This window comes from Anaerocolumna chitinilytica, assembly GCF_014218355.1.
Taxonomy (GTDB): Bacteria; Bacillota; Clostridia; order Lachnospirales; family Lachnospiraceae; genus Anaerocolumna; species Anaerocolumna chitinilytica.
Window position 1 is genome coordinate 1,189,760 of sequence record NZ_AP023368.1, and the last position, 26,686, is coordinate 1,216,445.

The 26,686-nt window shown below is 38.9% G+C and carries 25 protein-coding genes and 1 tRNA gene; 18 read left to right on the forward strand and 8 right to left on the reverse strand.

Annotated features, from left to right (window positions below; translation table 11 throughout):
- The first annotated feature begins 3 nt into the window (after positions 1 to 3).
- Both bsdcttw_RS05135 and bsdcttw_RS05140 read left to right on the forward strand, forming a co-directional pair.
- Complete coding sequence (locus bsdcttw_RS05135; RefSeq protein WP_185258322.1) at positions 4 to 336, forward strand: phage holin family protein; 333 nt, start codon at positions 4 to 6, stop codon at positions 334 to 336.
- A 174-nt stretch (positions 337 to 510) separates the two neighbouring features.
- Complete coding sequence (locus tag bsdcttw_RS05140) at positions 511 to 1,014, forward strand: hypothetical protein (RefSeq protein ID WP_185258323.1); 504 nt, start codon at positions 511 to 513, stop codon at positions 1,012 to 1,014.
- Positions 1,015 to 1,329: 315 nt separating this feature from the next.
- Here the strand turns inward: bsdcttw_RS05140 and bsdcttw_RS05145 are convergent, their stop codons facing one another.
- The 3 genes from bsdcttw_RS05145 to bsdcttw_RS05155 form a co-directional block, all read right to left on the reverse strand.
- A complete protein-coding gene (locus bsdcttw_RS05145; RefSeq protein ID WP_197979825.1) occupies positions 1,330 to 1,536 on the reverse strand; it encodes a DUF4177 domain-containing protein in 207 nt (68 codons plus the stop codon).
- Between the two features lie 359 nt (positions 1,537 to 1,895).
- Positions 1,896 to 1,966, reverse strand: a tRNA-Trp gene (locus bsdcttw_RS05150).
- A 69-nt stretch (positions 1,967 to 2,035) separates the two neighbouring features.
- Positions 2,036 to 4,591: a bifunctional diguanylate cyclase/phosphodiesterase gene (locus tag bsdcttw_RS05155; RefSeq protein ID WP_185258325.1), complete on the reverse strand. Its 2,556-nt coding sequence runs from the start codon at positions 4,589 to 4,591 to the stop codon at positions 2,036 to 2,038.
- Between the two features lie 185 nt (positions 4,592 to 4,776).
- On the opposite strand from bsdcttw_RS05155, the gene tgt reads away from it, so the two are divergent.
- Positions 4,777 to 5,925, forward strand: coding sequence for a tRNA guanosine(34) transglycosylase Tgt (tgt, locus tag bsdcttw_RS05160; protein ID WP_185258326.1), 1,149 nt, complete (start codon positions 4,777 to 4,779; stop codon positions 5,923 to 5,925).
- Between the two features lie 28 nt (positions 5,926 to 5,953).
- Complete coding sequence (gene yajC, locus bsdcttw_RS05165; protein WP_185258327.1) at positions 5,954 to 6,289, forward strand: preprotein translocase subunit YajC; 336 nt, start codon at positions 5,954 to 5,956, stop codon at positions 6,287 to 6,289.
- Between the two features lie 33 nt (positions 6,290 to 6,322).
- On the opposite strand, the gene bsdcttw_RS05170 is transcribed toward yajC, so the two are convergent.
- A complete protein-coding gene (locus bsdcttw_RS05170) occupies positions 6,323 to 7,192 on the reverse strand; it encodes a PHP domain-containing protein (RefSeq protein WP_185258328.1) in 870 nt (289 codons plus the stop codon).
- 199 nt (positions 7,193 to 7,391) lie between these two features.
- Between bsdcttw_RS05170 and bsdcttw_RS05175 the strand changes: the two genes are divergently transcribed.
- The 4 genes from bsdcttw_RS05175 to recJ all read left to right on the forward strand — a co-directional run bounded on the left by bsdcttw_RS05175 (position 7,392) and on the right by recJ (position 11,518).
- A complete protein-coding gene (locus tag bsdcttw_RS05175) occupies positions 7,392 to 7,766 on the forward strand; it encodes a TIGR04086 family membrane protein (protein WP_185258329.1) in 375 nt (124 codons plus the stop codon).
- Positions 7,767 to 7,867: 101 nt separating this feature from the next.
- Positions 7,868 to 8,008, forward strand: a complete 141-nt coding sequence (gene scfA, locus bsdcttw_RS05180) for a six-cysteine ranthipeptide SCIFF (RefSeq protein ID WP_073275699.1) — start codon at positions 7,868 to 7,870, stop codon at positions 8,006 to 8,008.
- A 176-nt stretch (positions 8,009 to 8,184) separates the two neighbouring features.
- Positions 8,185 to 9,639, forward strand: a complete 1,455-nt coding sequence (gene scfB / locus bsdcttw_RS05185) for a thioether cross-link-forming SCIFF peptide maturase (RefSeq protein ID WP_185258330.1) — start codon at positions 8,185 to 8,187, stop codon at positions 9,637 to 9,639.
- Between the two features lie 103 nt (positions 9,640 to 9,742).
- Positions 9,743 to 11,518 (forward strand): single-stranded-DNA-specific exonuclease RecJ, encoded by a 1,776-nt coding sequence (recJ, locus tag bsdcttw_RS05190; RefSeq protein ID WP_185258331.1) that lies wholly within the window; start codon positions 9,743 to 9,745, stop codon positions 11,516 to 11,518.
- A 112-nt stretch (positions 11,519 to 11,630) separates the two neighbouring features.
- Here the strand turns inward: recJ and bsdcttw_RS05195 are convergent, their stop codons facing one another.
- The gene (locus bsdcttw_RS05195) at positions 11,631 to 12,692 is read right to left on the reverse strand and encodes a hypothetical protein (protein ID WP_185258332.1); all 1,062 of its coding nucleotides are present in this window, start codon (positions 12,690 to 12,692) and stop codon (positions 11,631 to 11,633) included.
- Positions 12,693 to 13,087: 395 nt separating this feature from the next.
- Between bsdcttw_RS05195 and bsdcttw_RS05200 the strand changes: the two genes are divergently transcribed.
- From bsdcttw_RS05200 to aspS, 8 genes are all read left to right on the forward strand, one after another.
- Complete coding sequence (locus bsdcttw_RS05200) at positions 13,088 to 13,612, forward strand: adenine phosphoribosyltransferase (RefSeq protein ID WP_185258333.1); 525 nt, start codon at positions 13,088 to 13,090, stop codon at positions 13,610 to 13,612.
- A gap of 253 nt (positions 13,613 to 13,865) precedes the next feature.
- Complete coding sequence (locus tag bsdcttw_RS05205) at positions 13,866 to 16,142, forward strand: RelA/SpoT family protein (protein WP_225903855.1); 2,277 nt, start codon at positions 13,866 to 13,868, stop codon at positions 16,140 to 16,142.
- 110 nt (positions 16,143 to 16,252) lie between these two features.
- On the forward strand, positions 16,253 to 16,885 hold the full coding sequence (locus bsdcttw_RS05210) for an MBL fold metallo-hydrolase (RefSeq protein ID WP_185258335.1): 633 nt from the start codon (positions 16,253 to 16,255) through the stop codon (positions 16,883 to 16,885).
- Positions 16,886 to 16,928: 43 nt separating this feature from the next.
- Positions 16,929 to 18,458, forward strand: coding sequence for a coproporphyrinogen dehydrogenase HemZ (gene hemZ, locus bsdcttw_RS05215; RefSeq protein ID WP_408626501.1), 1,530 nt, complete (start codon positions 16,929 to 16,931; stop codon positions 18,456 to 18,458).
- A 15-nt stretch (positions 18,459 to 18,473) separates the two neighbouring features.
- Positions 18,474 to 19,109, forward strand: a complete 636-nt coding sequence (locus bsdcttw_RS05220; RefSeq protein ID WP_185258337.1) for an HD-GYP domain-containing protein — start codon at positions 18,474 to 18,476, stop codon at positions 19,107 to 19,109.
- A gap of 237 nt (positions 19,110 to 19,346) precedes the next feature.
- Positions 19,347 to 20,726, forward strand: a complete 1,380-nt coding sequence (locus tag bsdcttw_RS05225; RefSeq protein WP_185258338.1) for an aminopeptidase — start codon at positions 19,347 to 19,349, stop codon at positions 20,724 to 20,726.
- Positions 20,727 to 20,785: 59 nt separating this feature from the next.
- The gene (locus tag bsdcttw_RS05230) at positions 20,786 to 21,091 is read left to right on the forward strand and encodes a Dabb family protein (protein WP_185258339.1); all 306 of its coding nucleotides are present in this window, start codon (positions 20,786 to 20,788) and stop codon (positions 21,089 to 21,091) included.
- Between the two features lie 46 nt (positions 21,092 to 21,137).
- Positions 21,138 to 22,925: an aspartate--tRNA ligase gene (aspS, locus tag bsdcttw_RS05235; protein WP_185258340.1), complete on the forward strand. Its 1,788-nt coding sequence runs from the start codon at positions 21,138 to 21,140 to the stop codon at positions 22,923 to 22,925.
- A gap of 117 nt (positions 22,926 to 23,042) precedes the next feature.
- Here the strand turns inward: aspS and bsdcttw_RS25300 are convergent, their stop codons facing one another.
- Positions 23,043 to 23,402 carry a DUF1294 domain-containing protein gene (locus bsdcttw_RS25300; protein WP_185258341.1) on the reverse strand — a complete coding sequence of 120 codons (360 nt, stop codon included), beginning with the start codon at positions 23,400 to 23,402 and terminating at the stop codon, positions 23,043 to 23,045.
- Positions 23,329 to 23,751, reverse strand: coding sequence for a helix-turn-helix domain-containing protein (locus bsdcttw_RS05245; RefSeq protein ID WP_185258342.1), 423 nt, complete (start codon positions 23,749 to 23,751; stop codon positions 23,329 to 23,331). The genes bsdcttw_RS25300 and bsdcttw_RS05245 overlap by 74 nt, the downstream gene beginning before the upstream one ends.
- A gap of 351 nt (positions 23,752 to 24,102) precedes the next feature.
- Here bsdcttw_RS05245 and bsdcttw_RS05250 point away from each other — a divergent pair, with 351 nt between their 5' ends.
- Positions 24,103 to 24,303: a cold-shock protein gene (locus tag bsdcttw_RS05250; protein ID WP_033165096.1), complete on the forward strand. Its 201-nt coding sequence runs from the start codon at positions 24,103 to 24,105 to the stop codon at positions 24,301 to 24,303.
- A gap of 176 nt (positions 24,304 to 24,479) precedes the next feature.
- Positions 24,480 to 26,042: an ASKHA domain-containing protein gene (locus bsdcttw_RS05255; protein ID WP_185258343.1), complete on the forward strand. Its 1,563-nt coding sequence runs from the start codon at positions 24,480 to 24,482 to the stop codon at positions 26,040 to 26,042.
- A 100-nt stretch (positions 26,043 to 26,142) separates the two neighbouring features.
- On the opposite strand, the gene bsdcttw_RS05260 is transcribed toward bsdcttw_RS05255, so the two are convergent.
- Positions 26,143 to 26,685, reverse strand: coding sequence for a hypothetical protein (locus bsdcttw_RS05260; RefSeq protein WP_225903799.1), 543 nt, complete (start codon positions 26,683 to 26,685; stop codon positions 26,143 to 26,145).
- Position 26,686 lies beyond the last annotated feature (1 nt).

The following is a 26,686-nucleotide window of genomic DNA, read 5'->3' on the forward strand; positions in this document are numbered from 1 at the left end:
GCTATGGATTTCTTAAATCAATACGTAGTACTGATAATAGTCGGCATCTGCTATTGTCTGGGCTATATTATAAAGCATAGCATTACGGTAATACCCAACAAATATATACCATTGATTATGGGAGCTCTGGGTACTTTCTTAAATATCTGGATGAATAATTGGACTTTTTCACCGGAGATTTTCCTTGGAGGACTTGCAAGCGGTCTGGCCAGCACCGGAGCTTTTGAGTTAGTTCGGAATATAAAGAACAAAAGTAATTGTACAGATGCTCAAGCAAAAGGTAATGGTTCAAATTCGGATGATGCGGGTGGGAGTAGTAACAAAAAAGATTCCTAGAAAGACACACAATTGTATTTTTGCAGTTATGAACGGATATTGAGTATTGCTTTAGAATGAGGAAAGGGGCTGTCGTAATAAATTATGCGACGCCCTTTTTACATTTGTGAGGGTTAGCATTTTTAGGTATATAAATTTATAATCCAGATTATTATGTTTTACGGAGGTGCAATTATGAAGTCAGAATTAATAAATGCTATAAAACTTAATACAGAGGTTTTGTTTACAAATGTAAGTATTATGTTGCAAACGTGTAACCTTGATTTCATTCTTTGTGATATGCCTATATGGAAACATGTATATCATATGCTACATTCCTGTGATCAATGGTATATAAATCCAACCGAGTATAAAGAGCCTGATTTTCACGAACCCAATTTAAACTCTTTAGACATAAAAAGCGAAAAAAAACTCACAAGAGATGAATTATTACGATATCTTGAGAGCATTAAGACGAAAATTATGAACTATTTAGATACACTAACGGATGAAATGCTATATGACATCCCATCTGGTTGTAAATCCAACCGATTAAGTTTGATTCTTTCGCAATTTCGCCATTTTTATGCTCATTTAGGTAATATAAACGCTACAACTATAATAGAAACCAATAAATGGCCACGAGTTATAGGAATAAGTGGGAAAAGTGGGAAATCAACCGAAGGACTTTATGAGTAAATAGATTGTTATAAAATGAGCATAATGTGAGGTTCAACAAGTATTTTTTAGTGATGCAATTATAATCGCTGCACATGTAACTCCACATCCGGAAGATTTATAGTATTTGTTTCTCCAGAAACAGAATAGTCAGAGCTAGACCATTTAGCGTCATAATAAAAAGTCAATTTTTCGAGACCTCTCATAATAATGCCATAGTTTCTTATAACTACTCAACTAAAAAACAGAGAGAACCGTCGTTTAGATTCTCTCAAGTTTCATAAAATATGCCTTTATTTCATTACTGGAAACTTAAATATAGCCAATTTGTTTGTTTTATATAAGCTCAAACACTAGAGTAGCCTGTATCCTATCTCCACCCATAAATCCTTTACTTGCAGCAGAAGCTGTAGTTATCGTATGTAATCGATAGCCCTTTGCTGCTTGAGCATTAATTACTCCTTCTAACTCTGTTAAATTTCCAGATCCTGTTCCAATAAACTTTTCTTTCAATGTTACCTGTAATACTACATATTGTTGCATAATCATTCTCCTTTCGTAAATTAATTACAAATTACTGACATAATTATATCACATATGGATAAAAATAGGAAAATTATATTTGGATAAACATAATAATTTGAAAGATTATGGTAGAAATAATAAGTTAAATAAATTGAAATTTTGAAAGATGTGGTTAATTAATAAATCAAATCCGTTTTTGGTTCTGAATAGGAAAGAGATTGTCTTTAGGGAGATTCGTCCCTTCTTCTCTTTGCCATAAAATAAAACTTCCAAACGGAGTAATTTATATTACATCAGTTTGAGGGTTTACATAAACTTTGGGATTCTCCCTGTAATTCCAATAAAAAAAACACTACCGACTATCGATAGTGTTCTAACAGGGGATGAGAGAATCGAACTCCCGCTAAAGGTTTTGGAGACCCTTGTCATACCATTTGACCAATCCCCTATTTATTGGCCATGCTCTCTGCACTGCTTATTTAGTTTATTATAAATTGTGTCAATTGTCAAGAAAATTTTAAGAAAATTTTATGGATTTCACATCATTTTGATAGACTTTTTCAGTTGTATCATTCCCTGTATCCTCGGAGGCTGGAATTAATGTTTCAAATAGTACATGAGGTAATATCGGTTTGCTGTAAATATAACCCTGGATGATATCGCATTTATTTCTTCTTAATACTTCCAATTGTTCTACTTTTTCAACACCTTCTGCAATAACTTCAAGCTTCATGCTGTGGGCCAGATTAATAATGCCGGAGGCTATTCTGGCGTCTTTTGCATTACTGCAGATGTTATTAACAAAGGACTTGTCCATTTTAAGTGTATCAATTGGCATGTTTGTAAGGTAATTCAGGGAAGAATAGCCTGTACCAAAATCATCCAATGATATCAATACTCCAAGTTCTTTTAGAGAGGATAATTGAACGGAAGCATTGGTTAAGGAAGATACGAGGGTGCTTTCTGTGACTTCCAATTCTAAGTTTGCTGCCGGTAAGCCCGTTTCCTCCAGAATGTTTTGAATAATATCTTTAAAGTTGGCCTTACTTAATTGTACGCTGGATATATTTACGGAGACAGAGAGTGAGTCATGACCGCAATCAATTAATCTTTTATTAAATAAACAGGCTTCTCTTAAGATCCATTCCCCTAATTCCGTAATCATGCCGCTTTCTTCCGCTACGGGAATGAATTCCTGGGGAGTCAGCTCTCCCAGTTTTGGATTATGGATACGCATAAGAGCCTCAAATCCGGTCATTTCTTCCTTGCGGATATTATACTGAGGCTGGTACATAACATAGATTTCTTTGTTAGCTATAGCATGGCGCAGAACCTCGGTAATAAGTGAGTTACGGTTTAATTCTTCTTCCATGGTTACATCAAAGAGTGTAAATTTGTTCTTTCCGGTATCCTTTGACTTGTACATAGCGATATCGGCATTTTTTATCAAAGAAGTATGTGTAAGCCCGTTTTTAGGATAGAGGGCAATTCCGATGCTTAGGGATACGTAGATATATTCCTCATTAATATGAAAAGGAACTTTAAGTGAGTCAATAACTGTCTCGGCAAAATCCAAAGCCTCCTGCTCATTCTCCAAATCCTCACGAAATAGCAGGAATTCATCTCCACCGGCTCTTGCAAGAATATCGTCGCTGGTAGTCAGGGAAAGCAAATGGGCTGCCGTTTGTGACAAAAGATTATCACCGCATTCATGTCCCAAGGTATCATTGACTGTCTTAAAATCATCCATATCTACAAAGAATACGGCATGGATCTTATTAGAGCCCGGCGAAGAGGAAATAGCCTGATTAACCCTTTCAATAAAAGCCATCTTATTGGGAAGGTTTGTTAGAATATCATGGTAAGCAAGATATTCTATGTGATTGTAATTTAATCGAAGCTGTTCTTCCTTTGTAATGAGCTCTTCATGCATGGCGGATAACTCATTGTAGCTGCTTCTTACGATATGAAGCATCTTGTTCAGGTTTCTGGAGAGTTCCCCGAATTCGTTTTTAGACCGGATATTACTTTGGGCTCTTAAGTTTCCTTCAGATGCGGTCCTAAGAGTATTTTTAAGTTCCATAATAGGTTCCGTATAGAAGGTAGCTACCTTATCGCTTGCAAATAACATAATAAGAGAACATAGAACGATACCGGCCATAAATATGTATAATATAATTCGTGCGAGGCCGGTTACGGAATTGGCTTCCTGCTTCATAACAACAACCCATCCCGTATCTTTTAAGATGCTATAGCCATAGATGGTATCCAGAGATTCAAAAGCGTACCGAAAGCTGCCGGATTCTTCTATTTTTCCGCTATAGTAATCGGTGACAAGCCTTCCTAGCCGATCGTCTTTTATATTGGTATCAATGTATCTGCTGTTGGGATGAAAGATATAATTGCCATACTTGTCAAGACAGAAAGCATAACCCTTACTGCCTACAGTCATGGAGCTTAGATAAGAATAAAAACTTGATATATCAAGGGTACCTACCAGATAACCTAAGATATTTTTTGAATTATTTATTTGTTTAACGGGACAGCCTACTTCGATGTAGAAGCGAGAAGAACCATCAGCCTGTTTTTTCTTTAAGATACCACTAACGGCATTTGCTTCCTTTGATGTTGCCCTCATATAAGTGAGAGTCAGGTTGTCCGATACCTGTTTATTCGTTTCCTGTCCATCAGTACTTAATATCACAGTATTATCCCGGTCATACACTTTTATGTTCTGATAATAGGATAAGGTTTTACTATGGTTATACAGTGAAGCAGCTGCAGCTTTAAAGAGAGTATTCTTTAAAGCCGTGCTTGAAGCAGACTTCTCCGAAGCCAAGGACATATAGTCATAAATACTGCTGTCCTGAGCCAGAAGATTGATTTCTGTTTGCCTGCTCTCTAAGAGGGCCTTCAGACCTTGACTGTTAGTTACTGCCGTCTGCATTAAAGCAGCTTTCTCTGCTGCTATCAGCTTGCCGGACATCATATGATAGGATAGTGCCGACAGAAAAATAATTGGCAGAAGAGACAGTACGAATAGCGTAATCCTAAGATTATTCCTGATAGACATAACGGTCTTCTTTCTAATGTAATTATTTAACATATTATCAAAAGTAAGAGAAAAAAGCAACAAATTTGGTAATAATACTATAAATTTTAGTTGAAAAAGCGTTCGCCAACAGGTATACTTGTACAGTAGCAATCAGCTTTTTTAATGAAAAGTAATTTATGCGGTAAAACAGATCGGAGAATATAATGTACAAGTTACTGGCAAAAGACGGAAGAGCCAAGCGGGGAGAATTTCATACCGTTCATGGCGTGATACAGACCCCGGTCTTTATGAATGTCGGAACAGCAGCGGCAATAAAAGGTGCAGTATCTACCCAGGACCTGCAAGAGATAAAAACGCAGGTGGAATTATCCAATACCTATCATCTACATGTAAGACCAGGAGATGAAGTGGTAAAAAAACTGGGCGGACTTCATAAATTTATGGTATGGGATAAACCAATACTTACTGATTCCGGTGGGTTTCAGGTGTTTTCCCTGGCAGGGCTTAGAAAAATCAAAGAAGAAGGCGTTTATTTTAATTCCCATATCGATGGGAAGAAGATATTTATGGGACCGGAAGAAAGTATGAGAATACAATCCAATCTGGCTTCTACTATAGCAATGGCATTTGATGAATGTCCCCCTCATCCGGCAGAAAGAAGCTATATGCAAAATTCTGTGGACAGAACTACCAGGTGGCTTGTTCGGTGTAAAGATGAGTTATCCAGACTGAATAGTCTGCCGGATACCATCAATAAGAACCAGATGCTTTTTGGCATCAATCAAGGTGGTACTTATAAAGATATTCGAATTGAACATGCCAAAAGGATATCCGAATTTGACCTGAATGGGTATGCTCTGGGAGGCTTGGCGGTTGGCGAGAGCCATGCGGAAATGTATTATATTCTGGAGGAAACCGTTCCTTATCTGCCTTTAGAAAAACCCACGTATTTAATGGGAGTGGGAACGCCCGAGAATATTCTGGAATCCGTTGAAAGAGGAGTTGACTTTTTTGATTGCGTCTATCCGGCAAGAAACGGTAGACATGGACACGCCTATACAAACCATGGTAAAATGAATCTGATGAATGCCAAATACGAACTGGATGGCGCACCGATTGAATCCGGCTGTGGCTGCCCTGTATGCAGGCATTACAGCAGAGCATATATCAGGCATCTGTTAAAGGCGAAGGAAATGCTGGGCTTAAGGCTTTTGGTAACTCATAACCTGTATTTCTATAATAATATGATGGAAGAAATCCGTGGTGCCATTGAAGAACAAAGGTATGCGGAATATAAGAAAGCTAAGCTGGACGGTTTTGCCGCAGGCAATTTCGCCGTAGGCGAAGAGTAAATAATATTTTATTTGTAGGAGGAACAATATGCAATTTGGAATTTTAACAAGTCAGGCCAGTGGACTTACATCTATGGCAACACTTATCATGTGGATCGTAGTTATGGTAGGTATCTTTTATTTTATGGCTATACGTCCCCAGAAAAAGCAGCAGAAGAAAATGGATGCTATGATGTCAACACTTGAAAACGGAGACAGTGTTCTGACTTCCGGTGGTTTTTTCGGCGTTGTTATTGATGTGATGGATGATGTGGTAATTGTTGAATTCGGTAATAATAAAAACTGCCGTATACCTATGAAAAAGACCGCAATTGTAGAAATCGAGAAACCTCAGGCAGCAGTAGCTTCCAAGGATAAAGAGTAATCACTTCAATAGGAATAATGAAAAGGTCCCTTATTACAGGGACCTTTCTTTTAAGCGTTTTTCCATAGGTTCTAAAAGAGTTTCAGGAATCAACAGATTTCCTTTTCCAGTGCCAAGAGCAATGTCTGGTTTATTATTGCCATGAAAATCAGAACCACCGGTTATCATTAGATTATAACGGTTGGCAAATCTTCTTACAATACCCTCATCGAAACCGGTGTTCATGGAATAGATAGCCTCAATACCATCCAAACCATAACCGGCAAAGAGAGAGATAATTTCATCCAATTGTTCCAGGTTATACTTATATAATAAGGGATGGGCAAGGACCGCCAGGCCTCCTGCCTGGTGTATAAGAGAAATGGCTGTTTCAGGGGAGAGATATTCTCTTGGAACATAGTAAGGAGAGGAGTCGTTTAAGTATTTTTCGAAAGCATCTTTATTGGATTTGGTATATCCATGCTCGGTCATATACTTGGCAAAATGTGCTCTGGTTAACACAGCTTCACCTTCAGCAGCCTTTAAAGCTTCAACGGTAATATTAATACCGGCGCCACGAAGTCTGGCAGTCATTTCTTCATTGCGTTCATTGCGTTTTTGAAGTGCTTCTTGCAGTGCATCATTTAAAACTTTATTATCAATATCAAGAAAAAGTCCAAGGATATGGATATCTCTTTTATTGTAAGCCACTGAAATCTCTGTACCTGGTATAATGCGCAAAGGGTTCTCGGAGTCAGATAGCAGTAATGCCGCTGTCTGAGCTTCTCTGATTCCGGCTAAGGTATCGTGGTCGGTCAATGCAATAGCAGAAAGAGACAAGGTAGCAGCAAGCCTGACCACTTCTGTGGGAGTTAACGTGCCGTCTGAGGCATTGGAATGTACATGCAGGTCAATATATCTCATAATAACCCCTTTCGCGTCTATGATTGGTAATTCGTTAATCTACCATTGAGTGCAAATCTGAATGTCAGCATATCATAAAACAATTCTACAAGCATTTTACCCTTTTTCCTATCCTTTTACAACCTTAAATTTACTGCTTGGAAGCATAGAAAGAACCTTGTGATAATATACTACTGTATAAAGTAAACGGAGGTATTTCATGGACAAAGTACTTAATCGTAATTCCAGGGTTACCGTCATATTAAAAGATTTAGTATTATCCTACATTGTAACAGGGCTTATGCTGTTTATACTGTCCTTTCTTATGCTGAAACTGGATGTTTCCAATAAGGTATTAAGTGGTGGAATAATAGCGACCTACATACTCTCTACCTTTTTAGGAGGATTTCTCTTTGGTAAAGGTGCTTCTCAGAAAAGATTTTTATGGGGCCTTTTAATCGGAGGTCTGTACTTCATAATTCTGTTTCTGATCTCCATACTTACCGGCTCTCTAATGGGGATGGAGATGTCCAGAGTCTTTACAGTAATGCTTCTATGCTTGTTTGGCGGTATGCTTGGCGGTATGGTATCTTAGCAGTTATGGTAAAAAATATCTTTTCAACTTGGGACAGATATGATATAATGGTTGCGGATATTGATGTTAAGAAATATCAAGGAATAAGAAGGAGGAAAATCATGAAACGTATTAAGACTTTAAATACAAGAAACCTTAAAGAATCCATGAAAAAAGGCGGCTGCGGTGAGTGCCAGACTTCCTGCCAGTCAGCATGTAAAACATCCTGCACAGTAGGAAACCAGAGCTGTGAAAACCAATAATTTCACGCTACCAAAGGTACATAGTAACGAATAGTTGCTTTAAAATCAATAAGCAATCATGTAAACTAAGCAGCGTCTTATAGTCGCTGCTTATTCCTTGTGTATGGGTAAGATTTGTACTCACGGCAACTGCCATTAGCTGCAGATTACTCATAAACAGATAGAAGGAGGAAAATTTGGTTCATCAGTATAAAAACAACGGATATAATATTGTTTTGGATGTGAATAGCGGTATGGTCCATGTAGTGGATGATTTAATCTATGATATTATAGAGTTGTATAATCAAGCAGATAGAAATGAGAAGCATCTGGCCGCAGAGCAGGCGAAAGAGGCTATCATACATAAAATAACCGAAAAATACAGTAAAGAAGAATATACCGACCTGTTTGCAGAATACATAACGGAAGGAAATACAGCTTCAGATGCTGTTAGTGCGGCAGTAAAAGAAGCTGTTTCAGACATAGAAGAGCTGATAAATGACGGAGCTTTGTTTACGGAAGATATTTATGAGAATTATATTTCAGAATTTAAATCCCGTTCAACCGTAGTGAAGGCATTGTGTCTTCATATTGCACATGACTGTAATCTTGCCTGTAAATACTGCTTTGCAGAAGAAGGAGAATATCAGGGAAGACGTGCTCTTATGAGCTATGAAGTAGGAAAGCAGGCCTTGGATTTCCTCATTGCCAATTCCGGCAACCGAAAAAACCTGGAAGTGGATTTCTTTGGCGGTGAGCCTCTGATGAACTTCGAAGTTGTGAAAAAGCTCGTAGAATACGGCAGAGAACAGGAGAAACTTCATAACAAGAAGTTCCGTTTTACGCTTACTACCAATGGAATTCTTCTGAATGATGAAGTAATGGAATTTGCCAACAAAGAAATGGCCAATGTAGTACTTAGCATTGACGGAAGAAAGGAAATCAACGATTTGATGCGCCCTTCCAGAAACGGAAAGGGAAGCTATGATATCATTCTTCCGAAATTTGAAAAGGTAGCAGAAAGCAGAAACCAAAATAACTACTATGTAAGAGGAACATTTACCCATAATAATCTGGACTTTTCAGAAGATGTAATTCATCTGGCTGAGCTGGGCTTTAAGCAGATATCCGTAGAGCCTGTTGTGGCACTTCCGGAGGAGAGTTACGCTATCAAAGAAGAGGATGTAGAGAAGGTTTATGAAGAGTATGATAAATTAGCAGCTTATATCCTTCAGAAAAAAAAGGCAGGTGAAGGCTTTAATTTCTTCCACTTTATGATAGACTTGTCCGGCGGTCCATGTGTAGCAAAGCGTCTTTCCGGCTGCGGTTCGGGTACGGAATATATGGCAGTTACACCTTGGGGTGACTTGTACCCTTGCCATCAGTTTGTAGGGGAAGAGAAATATCTCATGGGAAATGTCTTTGAGGGAGTGAAGACACCGGAACTGCAGGAAGAATTTAAGTGCTGTAACGTATATTCCAAAGAGAAATGTAAGGACTGTTTTGCCAAGTTCTATTGCAGCGGAGGTTGTGCTGCCAACTCTTATAAATTCCACGGAAGCATTCATGATGCCTATGACATCGGCTGCCAACTGGAAAGAAAACGTGTTGAGTGTGCCCTTATGATCAAAGCTGCGGAAGCAGATCTCTAGAAATCGGACAAAGACTTTTAAGAAAGAATGCCTGTCTGACCGCCTGAAATAACGGGCAGCCGGACAGGCATTTTCGAATAGGTTTTACAGAAGTGAGGACTCTATGGAAAAGTGGGTACTAAGGAATAAAAAAGCAGATTTTGAATCTATTATGCAAAAGCATAGTATCAGTGAATGTCTTGCGAGGTTGATTGTAAACAGAGGGCTGCTTCAGGAAGGGGATATCGATTTATACCTAAATCCAGACTACAGCAGGATTTGCACACCTTATGGTATGAAGGATATTACAAAGGCCTGTGAAATATTAGAGGATAAAATAAATCGTTCACTTCCAATTCGGATAGTAGGGGATTACGATGTGGATGGAATCTCTTCCACTTACATACTCTATAAGGCATTAACCCTTTGCGGGGCCAGGGTGGATTATGAGATACCGGACCGTATCAAAGACGGATATGGGATAAATGAGCAGATAATTGATGCTGCCTTTGAAGCTGGAATAGATACCATATTAACCTGTGATAACGGAATTGCTGCCTTAGCACAGGTACAAAAGGCAAAGCAGCTTGGAATGACAGTTATTATAACCGATCATCATGATATTCCTTACATAATGGAGGAGGAGAAGAAGAGGTATCTGCTGCCGGAAGCAGATGCAGTAGTTAATCCGAAGCAGGAGGAGTGTGAGTATCCGTTTAAGCAGTTATGTGGGGCAGCTGTCGCTTATAAGCTCATGGAAGTTCTGTTTAAAAGCAACGGGATAGACGAAGCAGAACTAATACCTTTGCGGGAAATCGTTGCTATAGCCACAGTCTGTGATGTAATGGAATTAACAGGAGAGAACCGTATCCTGGTAAAAAAGGGTTTGGAACTTCTTAGAAAAACCGAAAATCTTGGCTTACGGGCACTTATGGAAATGAACGGAATTGCCTTGGAGAATTTAACTTCTTATCACTTGGGATATGTCATCGGTCCTTGTCTCAATGCAGGCGGAAGGCTGGACACAGCTAAAAAGGGGTTGAGGCTTCTTTTGGCAGAGAGCCGGGAAGATGCCAGGAAGCAAGCAGAAGAGTTAAAGAATCTGAATGATTTGAGAAAGCAGATGACAGAGGAAGGGTTGTTTGGAGCCGTTTCCATGATAGAAGGCTCCGGTTTAAAAGAAGATAAGGTATTAGTTGTTTATCTTCAGGAATGTCATGAAAGTCTCGCGGGAATTATAGCAGGAAGGTTAAGGGAAAAGTACAATAAACCGGCCATTGTATTAACCAAGGCTCATGAGATGGTAAAAGGCTCCGGGCGTTCTATCGAAAAGTATAATATGCACGAAGAACTTACCAGAGTGGCGGAACATCTCACGAAGTTTGGAGGTCATCCTATGGCAGCGGGTATGTCATTGACCATAGAAGCGATAGAACCTTTTCGAAGCAGTCTAAATAAGAATACAATTTTAACTGCGGAAGACTTGATTCCCAAAGTCGTAATTGATATAGTACTGCCCTTAGGATTAATTACAGAGGAAATGATTGAAGAGCTAAAGGTCTTAGAGCCTTTTGGAAAAGGAAATGAAAAACCTTTGTTTGCGGATAGAAGTCTATCTGTGTTAAAACTTTCAGTAATCGGAAAAAATAAAAATGTTATTAAGCTGCTGGTAAGAAACCAATATGGAAAAGAAATGGAAGCTATGTATTTTGGTGATACATCAGGGTTTCTTGAAGGCCTTTATGATAATTACGGCAAAACTGAAGTGGAGCGTGCCTTTACACATAGAGAAAACAAGATAAAGCTGTCACTGACTTATTATCCTACTATAAATGAATACAATGGAAACCGTAGTATTCAAATAATTATACAGAATTATCTTTATGAAAAGGCAGAGTAAGACAGGGATACATGAAAAGACTGTTATCTTTTTCATTTAGGCAGTATCACAGATAAATATGAAAAGGAGTTGTTTTAAGCTAATTTGTTTAAAGCAGCTCCTTTTTCGTAGACTAATTTACACTTTCTGCCGGATTAAAAATTGCCAGGATGCTTTGGTATTGATTGCTATTTAAAGGTACATAGCCTCCAGCTGTAGTATAACCTGCCTGATTCACGAAGATTTGAGTTAATCCGCTGGGGTATAATAATTCTGTATTGTCCCAGAGTATCTGTTTTCCGCATCTGTCAATTACAGCAATATAAGCATGGTCCACGTTATTTACAATAAGGCTTCCGCCCAGACCGTAATTACCTTCCGGAGTCTGCAGTACAGAACTCATATTAAAGGCTTCATTCTGGAAAGACCATATAATATTGCCGCAGGCGCCGATTTCCATTACCACAGATTTGGCGGCAACAATAAAATGACCATTTGCCGTTTCTTTAATATCGCTGTCTAACAGTACATATATCTCGTACTCATCATATATTTTACTCCATATAATATTCCCGGCAGGATCCAGCCTGAGAATATAAATATTACTGTTTAATCCACCCGGAAGAAGATGATATCCGGATAATATATAGCCGAGATCTTTTGTCTGATTGATAGAGTATGCGACACCGCTGCTGAATTTTTTATCCCATTGAAGATTGCCGTCGGAATCAAATTTCAATACCCATGTAAATAAATTAGAGGTCTCCTTTTCTCTGATTAACCCTGTAACGGCAAAGCCTCCGTCAGCAGTGGCGGTTACATCATAACCGTCTGTTTGTTCATTTACATTTCCCAGTTGCTTTTCCCAGATTTTTTCTCCTGCTTCATTCAATTTTACTATCCAGAGATATTCGTCTCCTGCAAATTCTGAATAAAAGTAAGAACCGGTAGCAATGAAATTACCGTCTGAAATCTGGGTAATAGCTTGAAAGAAATCGGAATATTGGGAAGTATATTCCTTATACCATATTAGGTTTCCATCACCTGCTGCCCGCAGGGCAAAGGCGGAGGATTTTGAGTTTACATCAAATAACCTGCCAGCAAGGACATAATCACCATTGGTGCTCTGAATTGTTCCGTTTGTGATAGAGGAATAGCCAAGTTCATAGGATCTGGCTAATACAAGTTGGGACATATAAACCACCTTTCAGTTATAAGGTATTGCTTATAAGCAAAGAATATGGACTCCATATTCCTATATATATTATGTCGAAAAAATAGACATTGCTACTGAAACCATGATGAAGGGATAATAGGTACCAGAGCAGGGAGATTACATCTTTTTGAAAAAGGCAAGAAAAGTTCCTGGGTTTTTTATAGAATGACCTTATATTTTATTTGAAAAGAAATTCCTGAAATGATATAATATAAGTTGGGTTTTTAAGCATATTTCGTTTCAAGTGTCAAAATAGCAGACTTGATTATCCATATTTGGCGCTTTATGTTAAGTATTAGCAGAAGATACTTACCGGCAGATAAAAATATCACCTATTTAACATTTTTTAATATAATAAGAAAGAGGCAGATACCATGAAAAAGTTAGAAGATTATGTCAGGAGTATACCTGATTTTCCGGAAAAAGGAATAGTTTTCAGGGATGTAACCAGTGTTTTGCAGGATAAGGACAGCTTAAAGATGTCAATCGACCAGATGCAGGCATTATTAGATGGAAAAGACATTGATGTTATTGTGGGCCCTGAATCCAGAGGATTCATATTTGGTGTACCCATTGCTTATAACCTGAACAAAGCATTTGTACCTGTACGTAAGAAAGGAAAGCTTCCCTGCGAGACAATAGAGATGGAATATGCACTGGAATACGGTACAGCTACCATTGAAATGCACAAGGATGCCATTAAACCCGGCCAGAAAGTTGCTATCGTAGACGATCTGATTGCTACAGGCGGAACCATTGAAGCAATTACTAAGTTAATTGAAAGCTTAGGCGGCATTGTTGTTAAGATTATATTCCTGATGGAACTGGAAGGACTTCATGGACGCGATAAGTTAAAGGGATATGATATTGAGACCGTTATCAAATATGAGGGCAAGTAAAAGGTACTGTTAGCCTAGAAACAGGCTTGACAATAGAGGACTTTTTGTAAATAGTTGAATCTTTTGGTTGAAACCGTGAAGACTATTTGCAAAGGTCCTTTTTTATAATTATACCGTAGTTACATCAGAAATGACTGTCAGAATACGACATAATAATAAAGGAATTGATTTTTTCTCTTTATTTGTTTATAATTAAAAGATAAATTTATAGGCTGGTGGTGATTACATGGAAAAAGATGCGAATACAAATTTAATGGATGAAAATTTATATAGAAAAAAGAACGCCGAACCAATCATTCCTGCTGATTTTACGAGTCCTGATGAGCTTTACGGGCAGCTTATCAAAATCGTGGAAGGCTATCATCCTTCCGCAGATATTTCCATTATTGCTAAGGCCTATCAGGTAGCGGCAAAAGCCCATCAGAATCAGATGAGAAAATCCGGAGAGCCTTATATCATACATCCTCTCTGTGTTGCTATCATACTGGCTGAACTTGAATTGGATAAGGAAACGATTGTAGCGGGTCTGCTTCATGATGTCGTTGAAGATACTGTATGTACGGTAGAAGAACTGGCCAAGGAATTCAATGAAGAGATTGCACTCCTGGTAGATGGTGTTACGAAACTGACTCAGTTAAGCTATTCGAAAGATAAAGTGGAGATTCAGGCAGAGAATCTGCGAAAGATGTTCTTAGCGATGGCGAAGGATATCCGAGTTATCTTAATAAAACTCGCTGACAGGCTTCACAATATGCGTACTCTTCAGTACCAGACGCCTACAAAGCAAAAGGAAAAAGCGAGAGAGACTATGGATATCTATGCACCCATAGCACAGCGTCTTGGTATTTCCAAAATTAAAATAGAACTGGATGATCTGTCTTTAAAATATCTGGAGCCGGATGTTTACAATGATTTAACGGAAAAGATTAACTCTAAAAAAGGCGAAAGAGATGAGACGATTAACCAGATAGTAGAGGAAGTTCGCTTTCATATAGAGCAGGCAGAAATCGAAGCAAAGATCGATGGCAGAGTAAAGCATTTCTTTAGTATTTATAAGAAAATGGTTAATCAGCATAAGACCTTGGACCAGATTTTTGATTTATTTGCCGTACGTATTATCGTGGAATCCGTAAAGGACTGTTATGCGGCACTGGGCGTGATCCATGAGATGTATAAGCCGATTCCCGGCAGGTTTAAAGATTATATTGCCATGCCAAAGCCTAATATGTATCAATCTCTTCATACCACTCTTATCGGCCCCGGAGGACAGCCCTTTGAGATACAGATAAGAACCTATGAAATGCACCGCACCGCAGAATACGGTATTGCAGCCCATTGGAAGTACAAAGAGGGTCAAGACGGCAAGAACAGCCAGGATACAGAGGAAGCTAAACTAACCTGGTTAAGACAGATACTGGAATGGCAGAAAGATATGTCTGATAATAAGGAATTCTTAAGCCTTCTAAAGAGCGACTTGGATCTGTTTTCCGAGAGTGTATACTGTTTTACCCCAACCGGAGATGTTAAAAATCTTCCGAATGGTTCCACGCCAATTGATTTTGCTTACAGCATACACAGTGCGGTGGGAAATAAGATGGTAGGAGCGAGAGTCAACGGTAAGTTAGTAAATATTGATTATGTCATCCAAAACGGAGACAGAATTGAAATCATAACTTCTCAGAATTCCAAGGGACCCAGCAGAGACTGGTTGTCTCTTGTTAAGAGCACCCAGGCGAAGAATAAGATTAACCAGTGGTTTAAGACAGAGTTAAAAGAAGATAATATTGTCAAAGGGAAGGAAATGATAGTTTCCTATTGCAAGACCAAGGGTATCGTATTAAGTGATCTAATGAAACCGGAATATACCAATAAGGTTATGTCGAAGTACGGTTTCAGAGACTGGGATTCTATCTATGCAGCAGTCGGACACGGCGGATTAAAGGAAGGCCAGGTCATTAACAAGCTGAAAGATGAATACGATAAAAAACACAAAAAAGAAATAACCGATGAAAAGGTTCTGGAATCCGTAACTGAGATAAAAGACAATAAGCCCAATGTTAAGAAGAACAAGAGTGGAATTGTAGTAGAAGGTATTCATGATGTAGCAGTACGTTTCTCAAAATGCTGCAGTCCCGTACCCGGCGATGAAATCGTAGGATTTGTTACCAGGGGCAGAGGGGTTTCCATTCACCGAACGGATTGTGTAAATTTAATGAATCTCTCGGAAGAAGACAGAGCAAGGCTTATTGAAGCTGAGTGGAATGTGCCCCAGGATAAAGCACAGGGAGAACTCTATGCCGCAGAAATTAAGATATATGCCAATAATCGCAGCGGTGTTCTGGTGGACGTATCTAAGATTTTAACGGAAAATAAGATAGATGTTACCTCAATGACCGTAAGAACCAGTAAGCAGGGGACTGCTACCATCAGCGTTGGGTTTGAAATCAATGGTGTAGAGCAGCTTCGTTATATTGTAGGTAAGCTTAGAAGTATCGAAAGTGTATTGGATATTGAGCGTACAACCGGTTAAATGCATGGGAAAACCTTAGACATAAATTCGCATTTCCTTGAAAAAACGGAGGTTAAGTTGAAAAAACTAAAAGGAGTTTTTTCAACTACGTATTCACGAAAGGAGTTAAAGTGGAGATAAAAAGCCTTATACTAGGACCTGTAAGTACAAATTGTTACTTTTTAATTAATTCAAAGACAAAAGAAACAATACTGATAGACCCTGCAGATAGAGCAGATCAAATTATTGCTAAAATCTCAGGGGAACAGCTAATGCCTGTGGCGATATTACTGACCCATGGGCATTTTGACCATATAATGGCAGTAGAGGAGGTAGCGCGCACCTATTCCATTCCCTATTATATCTGCGATTCAGAAGCAGAGTTAATGGAGCAGCCTGATTTAAACGGAGCCTTCCTGGTTAGAGAAAATATTTCCGTCAGAAGAGACCGGCTGGTAAAGGACAAGGAAATATTAGAATTAGCAGGCTGTGTGGTGGAAGTGCTTCATACTCCGGGACATACGGCAGGCAGTGTCTGCTATTATATCGAGGATGAGAAAGCGCTTTTTTCAGGAGATACACTATTCTGCAAGTCAGTAGGAAGAACAGACCTGCCTACGGGTAATAGTGAAGTGTTATTGGAAAGCATAAGTGAGAGGCTTCTTTGCCTCCCGGAGGAGACTCATGTTTATCCGGGACACGGGATGGCGACAACCATTGGTTATGAAAAGAAGAATAATCCTTATCTTAGCAGGAATTATTGAAATGAATATCCTGCAATGGGAAAGGTATGAAGGTTAGGAGGCAATGGTGATTCACTTAATTTTGGACAGAGAGGATTATGAAAATGACATATATCCTTTGATAAAAGCCTTTTATCCCGGTGAGGAAGTAAAGGTTCACCGACATAATTCAAATATGGAAATAACGAGAGAATCCCTGGCCATTATGGTGGTTATCGAGGATTCTTATCTTTGCGTGGCAGCGGTAAAGGATGAAAAGCAGTTATATAAAGAGGAAGAGCATATCAGTACCAAAGAGCTTGAAAAAGAAGAGGAGCTTAATGCCATGAAAGAACAGGAACTGCTTCTACAGAAAAAGAAGCAAATCCGAAATCTTCTGAAAAGGACTGTATACCGCTGCTTAAGAGGTCTTACAGGAGAAGAGCTTCCCTGGGGAACTTTGACCGGCATCAGACCGACAAAGATTGTTTTGGAAAAGCTGGAAGCGGGAGAAGAAAGAGAAGCTATTCGCCGCTTTATGCTGGAAGAGTATTACTGCTCGGTAAGAAAGGCGGACTTAAGCCTTATGGTGGCAGGAAGAGAGCATGAGCTTCTAAAGGAAATGGACTACAGGAATGGCTACAGTATTTATATAGGTATCCCCTTTTGCCCAAGTACCTGTCTATACTGCTCATTCACCTCATACTCAATTGAAAGGTACGGGCATATGTCAGAGCCTTACCTGGAAGCCCTTATGAAAGAAATTAAGTATGCATCAACGGTGTTTAATAATAAAAAGCTTACAACGGTTTATATCGGCGGCGGTACCCCTACTACTTTAAATGAAGTGCAGCTGGATAAACTGTTAACTTATATTGATACTTATTTAAAACCTGGACTGGCCATGGAATATACGGTGGAAGCCGGAAGACCTGACAGCATTACGGAAGGTAAACTTCGGATATTAAAAGAACATGGAGTTAACAGGATATCCATTAATCCCCAGTCCATGCAGCAAAGGACCCTGGATTTAATCGGAAGAAAACATACGGTGAACCAAATAGAAGAAGCTTTTGCACTGGCTAGGAAAACCGGTCATGAAAATATTAATATGGATATCATTATCGGCCTTCCCGGTGAGAGAAAGAATGATGTTGCAAATACCCTTGAACAGATAGAAAAGCTTAACCCGGACAGCCTCACCGTTCATGCCCTGGCATTAAAGAGAGCAGCAAGGTTGAATACAGAAAAAGTCGAATATGAATCTGCTGATGTAGAAGAAGCGGGCAGCATGGCAGAGTTAACGGAAGAATACGCACATAGTAAGGAATATCAGCCCTACTATCTCTACCGCCAAAAGAATATGGCTGGAAATCTGGAAAATACCGGCTATGCCAGAAAAGGGAAGGAAGGTCTTTATAATGTTCTCATTATGGAAGAAAAACAGACGATTATTGCTCTTGGCGCAGGAGGACAATCAAAATTTGTTTTTCATGACGAGAACCGGATCGAACGAGTGGAGAATGTGAAGAGTCTCAAAGATTATGTGGAAAGAATAGATGAAATGATTGAGAGAAAAATCAAATTCCTAACAGAAAACGAACATTTGTTATAGAGAAAGGAGGTATCTATGTCAGAAGCAGCCAAAGTATTAAATGATATTTTGACAGATGATTTAGAAGAAGCAATAGATCATGGTATTCTGGTAAGCAAGTTAGCCTATTTGCTGGCAAAGGAGGCAGGCTGTGAAGAAGATTTCTGCTACACCATGTCAAATGCCGGATTGGTGCATGATATCGGGAAATTAAGGCTTGGAAAATACCTTTATGCCAGTGACAGAAATACAATGATAGTAGAAGAAATGAAGTATATCCGCATGCATTCGGATATAGGATTTGATATTCTTAAAAAATACGGCTATAACGATGAAGTCTTAAATGCGATTCTTTATCATCATGAAAATTATGACGGCTCCGGGTACCCCCAGAATCTTAAAGGGAACCAAATTCCCTTAGGTGCCAGAATTCTTCGAATCTGTGATGTATATGCGGCTCTTATCTCGGATAGAAGGTATCGCTGCTGTTATCAGAAGGAAGCTGCAATCCAGCTGATGATTGAAGAGGTTAAGAATTTTGATATGAAATTATTCCTTCATTTCCTTGGAATTATCTATACAGAACCTTTTAAAGAAATCGATCATTATGCCAGTGAAGTTAATAAGAAGGGTTTTACCTGGAAGAATATCCTTCATGACGGAACCTATTAAAGAAACCGATAATATAATTGTTATCCTGTAGGGATGCATAGCAGGACAGTTGTCTTGTAAGAAAGCTATTTCACAAATCGGTATTTGTTATATATTAGCGGCACCTGCGGTTGAAATTTCCCTTTAAAAGCATTATAATGAACCACGGACAGTGTGAATACTTCGTAATATTCCACACGCTGCAAGTGAATTATTGTTATTATAAACAGGATAATAATGGAAAGAAAGGAAAAATAAATGAGCAATAAGAATGCATGGTTAAAATATGAAGAAAATCAGTTAGCAGACATTACTGCCTTTAATGAAGGGTATAAGAAGTTTATAACTGATTGTAAGACAGAAAGAGAATGTGTCAGAGAAAGTATCAGACAGGCAAAAGATGAAGGCTTTCAGGATTTAAAAGAATACATCCGTACAGGCAAAAAATTAAAAGCCGGAGATAAGTTGTACATATCTAATATGGAGAAGGCTATCGCACTCTTCGTAATTGGAAGTCAGCCTTTGGAAGAAGGTTTAAAGATTCTGGGTGCTCATATTGATTCCCCCAGAATGGATTTAAAACAGGTTCCTTTATATGAGGATGCCGAACTGGCATTGTTTGATACTCATTATTACGGCGGAATAAAAAAATACCAGTGGGTTACACTTCCATTAGCAATACATGGTGTTGTAGTGAAAAAGGACGGAACCGTTGTAAATATTGTAATCGGAGAAGATAAGAATGATCCGGTTATCGGAGTAACAGACCTGTTAGTACATCTTTCCGGAGCTCAGCTTGAGAAGAAAGGTGCTAAAGTAGTTGAAGGTGAGGACTTAAATATCCTTATCGGCAGCATGCCTTTAAAGGGAGAAGAAAAGGACGCTGTTAAAGCCAATATAAAGAAGATTTTACAGGATAAATACGGCATTGAAGAGGATGATTTCTTATCTGCAGAGTTAGAGATAGTTCCGGCAGGAGAAGCAAGAGATTACGGACTGGATAAGAGCATGGTTATGGGCTATGGTCAGGATGACAGAGTATGCTCTTATACCTCCTTAAAAGCAATCTTCAATGTAAAAGAGACAGACAGAACCTGTGCCTGCATTCTTGTGGATAAAGAAGAAATCGGCAGTGTCGGAGCTTCCGGTATGCATTCCAAGTTCTTTGAGAATGCGGTGGCTGAAATCTTGGCATTAACCGGCGAATATTCAGAATTAAAGGTAAGACGTACCATGTCGAATTCCCATATGCTTTCCTCCGATGTAAGTGCTGCCTTTGACCCCAATTATCCGGCAGTAATGGAGAAAAAGAATGCCGCTTATTTTGGGCAGGGTATGGTATTTAATAAATATACCGGCTCCAGAGGAAAGTCTAATTCCAACGACGCTAACCCGGAATTCATGGCAAGGCTTCGCAAGATTATGGAAGATAATAAGGTAACTTTCCAGACGGCAGAGCTTGGTAAGGTAGATGAAGGCGGCGGCGGTACCATAGCATATATCATGGCTAATTATAACATGGAAGTAATAGACAGCGGTGTTGCCGTATTAAACATGCATGCACCCTGGGAAATTACCAGCAAAGTAGACATTTATGAAACCTATAATGGTTATATTGCATTTTTAAAGGATATGTAAGAAAATAATCCTGATTTATGGCTGCACAGAGGCTGTATATAAGCGGAAAGGAGCTTTACATGGTAAGACATTTGGTATTATGGAAATACAAAGAAGGTCTGACAGAGGTAGAGAAAGATAATCTGGTATTAGAAGCAAAGTTTAAATTAGAAGCTATAAAGGAAGTAATACCCGGCATACTGTCCCTGAAAGTAATAACTAAGACACTGCCTACGGGAAGTGATAATTGCGATTTTATGTTAGATAGTACTTTTATCAATCAAGAAGCGCTGGACTTCTACCAGAACCATGAAGAACATTTAAAAGCTGCATCCTTTGTACGCAGCATTGTAGGAAGCCGTATTTGTGTGGATTATGAAGAGTAAGTTTTAATAAATCAAGTAATGAAGTAAGAAATATCAGGAGGATATCATGGCAGAGTCGATGAAGGGCTTGCACAGGAGCCACAGGTGTACCGAAGTAACAAAGGCTATGACCGGCGAGAAAGTAACGGTTATGGGATGGGTACAAAAAAGCAGAAATAAAGGTAGTATTATATTCGTCGATCTTAGAGACCGTTCAGGACTTCTTCAAATAATATTTGAAGAAGGGGAGATAAGTTCAGAGGATTTTGCAAAGGCTGAAAAGTTAAGAAGTGAATTCGTGGTTGCAGTAGAAGGAAAGGTTGAACTTCGTTCCGGCGGAGTAAATGAAAATATTCCTACAGGTGAGATAGAAGTCAGAGCTGAAAGCATTCGTGTACTTTCAGAGGCAGACACCCCTCCTTTTCCTATTGAAGAGAACAGCAAAACGAAAGAAGATTTACGTTTAAAATATCGTTACCTTGATCTTAGAAGGCCGGATCTGCAGAAAAACCTAATTATGAGAAGTAGGGTAGCAACCCTTACAAGACAGTTTCTTTCTGAAGAAGGCTTCTTAGAGATCGAAACCCCAATGCTGACTAAGAGTACCCCGGAAGGTGCCAGAGATTACCTTGTACCAAGCCGTGTACATCCTGGTAATTTTTATGCTCTGCCTCAATCACCTCAGATATTTAAGCAGCTCCTAATGTGCTCCGGTTATGACAGGTATTTTCAGATTGTAAAATGTTTCCGTGATGAAGACTTACGTGCTGACCGTCAGCCGGAATTTACACAGATAGATATGGAACTTTCCTTTGTTGATGTGGATGATGTTATTGGTGTAAATGAAAGACTTCTCCAGAGAATGTTTAAAGAGACTATCGGTATTGAAGTACCCCTTCCAATTCAGAGAATGACCTACAAGGAAGCCATGGAAAGATTCGGCTCCGATAAGCCTGATATTCGTTTTGGAATGGAATTAAAGGATGTGTCTGCAGTTGTTAAAGACTGTGGTTTCTCTGTATTTACCGATGCGATTAAAAATGGAGGTTCCGTAAGAGGAATCAACGCAGAGGGACAGGCTGAGATGCCGAGAAAGAAGATAGATGCACTGGTTCAGTTTGCTAAGGATTTTGGTGCCAAGGGTCTTGCTTATCTTGGTATTAATGCAGATGGTACCTTTAAGTCCTCTTTTGCAAAGTTTATGACAGAAGAAGAACTAAAAGTTCTTGCTGATACAATGCAGGCTAAGTCTGGTGATTTATTATTCTTCGCTGCAGACGAAGATGATGTTGTTTTTGATGTGTTAGGTAATTTAAGATTAGAGCTTGCAAGAGGCCTTGAGCTTCTGAAAAAAGACGAATATAAATTCTTATGGGTAACAGAGTTCCCTCTTTTGGAATACTCCAAGGAAGAAGGCAGATATACCGCTAAACACCATCCTTTTACCATGCCCATGGAAGAGGACTTAGACCTTCTTGATACTCATCCTGAAAAGGTCCGTGCAAAAGCATATGATATCGTATTAAACGGTACAGAAATCGGTGGCGGAAGTGTAAGAATCTATCAGAATAATGTACAGGAAAAGATGTTTGAGGTATTAGGATTTAGCAAGGAAGATGCCTATGATCGTTTTGGCTTCCTCTTAAATGCATTTAAATACGGAGTACCTCCTCATGCCGGATTGGCATATGGACTTGACCGCCTCATTATGCTTATGGCACAGGAAGATAGTATCCGAGACGTTATAGCCTTCCCGAAGGTAAAGGATGCATCCTGTCTTATGACAGAGGCTCCGAACATCGTAGAGAAAAAACAGTTAGATGAGCTGGGAATTGGTGTTGTTGAAACAGAATAAGTAAGTGCTATATAGACCAGAATTGCAGAAGCTTCATACCCCTCCGGGGAATTTGTTTGTTAAAAAACCCCGGAGAGCATGCAGCTTCTGCTTTTTAATGTAATCAGCTTATCTGTATTAATATAGCAGATATAGCAAGATGGATATGTGCACAAGTAAAATACAAGGCATAAAAATAATAAATTTTTTATGCTTGGTCTTGTGATGGAAAAAGAACATACCAAGGATTGAACCTAAGCTGCCTCCGATTACAGAGGAGAGAAAAAGTGTACTCTCCTTTATTCTCCATTGATGTTTTCTAGCCTTATATTTGTCAATTCCCATAAGCAGGAATGAGAGAATATTTACAAATATGAAATAGCTAAGCAGTAAATAAAAAAAATGCAATGTAATCCAAACCTCCTTACCGTGGTTTATTATTTTTTTTAGCGACCTTCTTTTCCAAGAAAGACAATAACTGCTTTTTTTCACAATCATTAAGTCTGCGAAAAAGTGCAAACAGCCGTTTTTCTTCCGAAGAGAGGTGTAAAATTCGGGATTTATACGGCAGCTGCGTCTCATTGACGGCAAATTTATGATAATTTGATTCTTCATGAAAAAACTCATCATACATGGGCACTGTAGTTGAATTAATAAAAATATCTATGTCAACATCATACAGTTTCGATAGTTTTAATAAGGTTCTGTAATCGGGAGTGCGTATTCCGGCCTCGTAATGAGCATACCCTTGCCTGGTCATACTTAGGTAGCCTGCTACTTTAGTCTGGGTATAACGCCTTGACGTTCTTAATTCCTTTAATTTGTCCTTAAGTAATAATTCTGACATAGTAAACTCCCCTTTTCGTTTTTGGGTATCATTGTAACAGTACAACAGGATTATTTACCGGAATCATGTAACTTTTCTAGGTTAAGTCAAATTGTATAGTTTTTTCGCCTTATTATCCCCCGCATTTAGTGAATTTGTAGTTCGATTTATAGAATTGTAATACTGCTAAAATTATATAACAATTCCATTATTATCTCAATTTAAACTTTAGTAGGAGATAATTTATGGGATAACTGTAAAGAAATTTCCAAAAAAAATGTTTGACATAAACATAATAAAGTGTTATTATAAGCTTGTTGCAGAAGATGCAATGTACTATAAATGTAGATTATTTTATTTGGAGGAATTAACATGAACAAAGGTACAGTTAAATGGTTTAACAATCAAAAAGGTTTTGGTTTCATTTCCGATGAGCAGGGTAACGATGTATTCGTACACTATTCAGGACTTAACATGGACGGCTTCAAGTCATTAGAAGAAGGACAAGAAGTTGCTTTTGATGTTGTTCAGGGAGCAAAGGGACCTCAGGCAACCAACGTAACAAAATTATAATCATCAGTTTCAGTGTACCTTTTTCTTGATATATAAATTTTAAGAATTTTATTTTTAAGAATTTTTATACAGAAAATAGCTATATTGTAATGACTAGAGTGATTAAAAGGGTTATCCTTCGGGATAACCTTTTTTTGTACCTGAAAAGACTATGAAAGGCATGGTTGGTTATCAGTATGGAGATTATTTTTCTTCCCTTTAATAAAAAGCTTGTCACTGAAAAGAGCATAAGCCTTCAAAAAGCTGCATTTGATTTAGGAATTGATACAGGTGCATTATGCGGAGGTAAGAAGACCTGCGGTAAATGCAAGGTTCTGGTAAGCAAAGGAAACAACAGAATATTCTCCGCGGAAGAAAACCTGTATTTGACAGAGGAAGAAAAAGACAGGGGAGTAAGACTTGCCTGTTGCTTCTATCCCACATCGGATACCTGTGTAATCCTTGATAATGGGTATAGTGAGAGAAATGGAGAAGAAGAAATAGTTGTAAAAAAGGATACTTTCACGAAAGGTGTCTATGGAGCAGCGATTGATATTGGCACCACGAATATAGAAGGTATGCTATATGACAGAAAGCTGGGAAATCCCCTTGTCACAAAAGGTTTATCCAATCCTCAAAAACTCTATGGCGCTGATGTAGTTTCCCGCATTACCTATGCTTTGGAAGGAAATGAACATTCTGAAAAACTGCAAGAAACAGTAAGAAAAGCAATTCAATTACTCTTAGAGGAACTAAGCCGCCAGGCGGGAATATTAATGTCTCAGATTGACAGAGTAGTATTAGCTGGAAATACTACAATGACAAATCTCTTTCTTGGGCAGTCTGTGATGGGCCTATCCAGAGCACCATTTCAAAGTGAATCCTACAGTGGAGAGTTTCTAGAGCCCCAGACGGCAGGGTTTCATATTAACCCGGAGGGACTTGTCTATGTTATGCCCGGCATAAGCGGTCATGTAGGCGGAGATGCACTGGCTTGTATCTTATCAAAGGATTTACAGAAGGAAACGAGAAAGATTCTGCTTTTGGATATCGGTACGAATGCTGAACTTATTCTATGTGACGGAGAGAAGCTGATAGCCTGTTCGGTAGCAGCCGGTCCTGCTTTTGAAGGAGGAAATATTTCCTGCGGTATGAGGGCAGAAGCTGGGGCAATTATATCAGCCGTTTATAAGGAGGAGTCCTTAGAGGTAGAGTTTATTAGGGAGGGAGATAAAATTACATCTCCAAAAGGTATATGCGGTTCCGGACTTATCGAGTGCATCTATGAGCTTTATAAGAATGGGAAGATAGACGAGACCGGTCGGCTGTTAGGCAGAGCAGGTGAGGAAAATCTCTATAGATTATGGAGAAAAGCAGGCAAGGAAGTCTCTATAACTCAAAAGGATATCAGAGAATTTCAGCTGGCGCAGGGAGCCATTGCTGCCGGAACGGCTATGTTGCTTGCAAAAGCCGGTTTAGAACCAACAGAATTGGATAAAGTATATCTTGCAGGGAATTTTGGCGGAAAGCTCTCTATAAAAAAGGCAATCGCATTAGGATTGCTGCCACCGGTACCGGAAGATAACATTGAATATATTGGAAATGGTTCCCTAAGAGGCAGTGCCAGAATCCTTATGGAAGAAATTATGCCAAGAGAAGCGGAGCAGATAAGCCAACGGATTGAGCATATAGAACTTGCACTGGAACCTGATTTTAGCGAATTATTCATAAAAGCCATGACATTTCCGGAATTAACTTAAGTTTCCGGTAAAACTGAGAGGCATAGAGCGTAAATAAAACGCTTTCTATGCCTCTAATATTTTGGTTATTAGTACTTGTTTAATGTAATAAATAGTTATATTAAAGCTGTCCATAATTTTTGGTAAGCATATTTAATACCTTATACGAAGGCCTGAATAAAAAAAGTGCTACAATAAAATTACTGATACCATGAATCAGGTCAAAGGTAATTCCACTTACCCAATAACCAAAGGCACTGGTAAGACCACCGCTTATTCCACCGCTTGCAAGGCCCAAGAAGAAGCTGATTAGGGCAAAGGAAGCTCCAAAACCTAAACCAAAAGCACCGGATGCCAATGCCCAGGTCAGGGGGTGAATTTCAAGAGGAGCATGATTCTTGCATAATAATCGAGCTATCAGATATAGAAGAAACCATATATACAAATAACCGATAAACCAGATTCCAAAGCCATAAAAAAATCCCTCCAGTAAAACAAAAACTGCTATAATATAAAGGGTCTTACGCTTTAACACACAGGTATAAACCAAAATCAGAAGTGATACCAATTCCACATTTGGAATTCCCTGTAATATATACTGCAGTGCAAAAAGGATGGAACTTAGCATGCCGATAAGGGTAATGTTCTTGATACTGATACGCATT